Source organism: Paenibacillus sp. P4_A7, from assembly GCF_056402455.1.
This window is the reverse complement of sequence record NZ_JBFUHJ010000566.1, coordinates 1-3196: the sequence shown is the minus strand read 5'-3', so window position 1 is coordinate 3196 and position 3196 is coordinate 1. Positions and strand designations below refer to the sequence as shown.

3 protein-coding genes are annotated in these 3196 nt (G+C 35.0%); all 3 read left to right on the top strand.

What is annotated here, in order from left to right; translation table 11 throughout:
- The first annotated feature begins 816 nt into the window (after positions 1-816).
- The 3 genes from AC1DWN_RS31055 (at position 817) to AC1DWN_RS31045 (ending at position 2860) form a co-directional block, all read left to right on the top strand.
- Positions 817-1287, top strand: coding sequence for a peptide-methionine (S)-S-oxide reductase (locus AC1DWN_RS31055; RefSeq protein WP_477562718.1), 471 nt, complete (start codon positions 817-819; stop codon positions 1285-1287).
- A gap of 62 nt (positions 1288-1349) precedes the next feature.
- Complete coding sequence (locus tag AC1DWN_RS31050) at positions 1350-1739, top strand: hypothetical protein (protein ID WP_477562717.1); 390 nt, start codon at positions 1350-1352, stop codon at positions 1737-1739.
- Positions 1740-1894: 155 nt separating this feature from the next.
- Complete coding sequence (locus AC1DWN_RS31045) at positions 1895-2860, top strand: phosphotransferase family protein (RefSeq protein WP_477562716.1); 966 nt, start codon at positions 1895-1897, stop codon at positions 2858-2860.
- Positions 2861-3196: the final 336 nt, after the last annotated feature.

The following is a 3196-nucleotide window of genomic DNA, read 5'->3' as shown; positions in this document are numbered from 1 at the left end:
GCTCTATTCTAAGGACAATGATCCCAAGATTAATAATGAATATATTAGTGACAGTGATGTGACACATTTCATTTCATTTTGTGTAGAGGAGTTATTGAAGGACTTTACTCGAATGGACGTAAAATTTCACTGAATGAATATTAATTCTGGACAGATCATTAAACTAACTACCATGAAAGAATGGATTAACATTCATGATCTGTGATGCAGCAGGAGAGTTTTAGGTAACACCTAAAAATGGAAGTATAACAGAAGCTTTCTCGACTCAAGTGGCAATTTTAAGCTAACGGGTAGTTTAATACACGTTTACATTTAAAAAGAAGTGAAAAGGAGAAATCAATGTTTATTATTCTTTTTTCATTTTATTGTGGATTAATATTTTTTGTCCTGTACCGGATTATTAAAAGTATCAATGCACCCAGAAGAGTGATTGAAATAATCTATATATTGGTTTCAAGTGGTATCCTTGCATTTGTCATCGGTTTAATTAGAAAAGATGTAGGGAACATACTCGTTACAATAAGCACACTACTGTTAACTTCCTACGTTATATTATTGATAATGAAGAGAAAAAAATAAGTCTTTGCCTTTCCAAAGCTTACACGAATGAATTTCGCAATGAAACAGCAGCCTCATTGAGCTAACGGGCAGTTTAGTTGAACAGTGTTGTTTAATTTGTGTTCAACAATCGGGCCATAATGTGGAATAAGAAAATTTGTCATTATTTTAATGTGTAGTAGACTTAGTAACTACAGTTTTTTCTCCTATTTACTTGTGATGGATTTTTGGGATTTTTAAACGATGAGGAGAGTCAATATGGAAGTAGTATATTTTGCAGGTGGATGTTTATGGGGAGTACAAGCTTTTATAAAAACTTTACCTGGAGTTAAGTTTACAGAAGCAGGAAGAGCTAATGGAACAAGTCATACACTTGAGGGTGATTATGATGGGTACGCCGAATGTGTAAAAACAGGATTTGATCCGACAGTTGTAACGATCAGCGTATTAATGGGATATTTATTTGAAATCATTGATCCATACAGTTTGAATAAACAAGGACAGGATGTTGGCGAGAAATACAGAACAGGAGTATATAGTGAAAAGCCTGAACACTTAAAAGAGGCGAAGTCGTTTCTTAGTGAGAGAAATGATTATGACCTTATAGTTGTTGAAGTATTACCTCTCACAAACTATGTGAGAAGTGCAGAAGAACATCAAGATAGATTAGCTAGATGTCCAAATGATTATTGTCATATTCCAGAAGAAATATTAAGTAGGTATAAGTAAGGGAGAATATTAAAAGTGGTCACGAAACCATTGAAAGTTTCAATAAGACGTTCTCTGACGAGGTGGAGCGGCAAGCCCATATTGAATGGGCGGTTTCTTTACCCCTGTATTTCGAGGATTACGAGTTTGTTTATACTCACGCTGGCTTAAATTCACATGAGTCACTGCATAAGCAGAGCAGAGATATTCTTTGGATGTCGGAGTCGGATTTTTATAGCATTCGGAAGGACGCCATTTTAACCGTGACCCAAAACAAACCTGTTGTTCATGGTCATACCCCTGTGGAACGGATCTACTTTGATGGGGTTCGCTTGAATTGTGATATGGGATCAAATACGTACTTCTTAGAGGAGGAACGTGGGTTAGGGATTGTGAATTTAACAGAGCTGATCTACTGGGTGTATAAGCCGGCTCTAAATAAGATTGAGAAACGGAAGATTGCTCGTATTTAGGTTCTCATCTATAGGTTTTAAGGTGATTATAGATTTGTTTTTCTTATTTCATTATTAAAAAAGAAATCTACGATCTCCACTCGGTTTCCCAGGCCAGCTCGTACAATATAAAGCCATAAGGCATCAATCTAGCAATAAAAGGAGGTTGCAGAGAGTTGGGTAAAGATGAAAGACTATTTGAATTTCAAACCCTAGCCTCTGATACGTTAGAATCATTAGTTACAACGTTTAATCGAAAAGCAATCATTAACAGCATTGCTCCGTTAACTAGGGGTATGAGTACAAGCAATTATGTTGTACAGCTAGAAGGCAATACGAAAAAGTATGTGTTAAGGATTTATCCACTTAACAATGACCACAGCCAACTTGAAATCGCAGCGTATAACTATGCGAGAACAATGATACGAGTCCCCGAGATTTATTTCTCTGACAATAGCAAACAAATAATTCCTAACTCCTACATAATCATGGAATTTATTGAAGGTTTGACTCTTGGAGAATTTATTACCGAGAACAATGGATTTCCTAACAGTGTTGTTCGCAGTATTAGCAGTTCTCTGGCATTGCTACATCAAACTGAATACACGCATATGGCACTACTTGATGAAAATTTACGTATTAAAGAAAATTTTGAACCTATAACGAGCCAGTATCACACTCTTTTTAATGKATTTGCTGGTACACACATTAAACCTTCAACAAAAGAGAAATTCCTCCATTATATTAACTGCAATGCAGATTCATTAAAAAAAGTTGCTTCAAAACATGTTTTTTCTCATGGTGATTTCATTTTTTCTAATATCATTGTTACCCCTTCGTTGCAAACCTGTTTTATAGATTATGAGTATAGTTTTTCTGCACCTGTGTTTTATGATATAGGTAAATTTTTTAGGACAAGAACTAATGTCGAAAGTTATATTGGTACAGAAACCATCTCCGCTTTTTTTGAAGGCTATAACAGTAAGGCAAAAGAACCTTTACCTAAAGAATGGTATATCTATTCAAAGATTGCTGATGTAGCGACCATGCTCCATCTAATAAATAAACCTAATATTCCCGAAGGGTGGGGTCTTGCTATTGACATCGAAATTGAAAAAAATTTGGACTTGCTTGCATACTAGCTTCTTGCATTGAGGTAAAGAAAACGATAGAAATCCAATCCATTCTTTAGGAATGGTTTTGACTTTATATGCTAATGTATATTTTGTTGTCAAACTTCACTTTCTGTTTGGATATATTACGGTGAGCCATATTATAAATATTGGTAAATCAGAAAATAATGAAAAAGGTTGAAGCGGCATTGATAAGTGGGCTTTTGGGGGATTAAGCGTAGATGAAGCCTATAACTTCTTGTATAATGAAACTACTTCAAATATGAAGGGACTGAACTATGCGCAGATGTCAATATTTTCAACCTAACTATTAAAATATAATGGAGGTAAAAGTATTGATTACAG

Bases quoted from the DNA above. Each gene is read 5' to 3' on its own strand.
- AC1DWN_RS31055 (WP_477562718.1), top strand. From the start codon at position 817: ATGGAAGTAGTATATTTTGCAGGTGGATGTTTATGGGGAGTACAAGCT.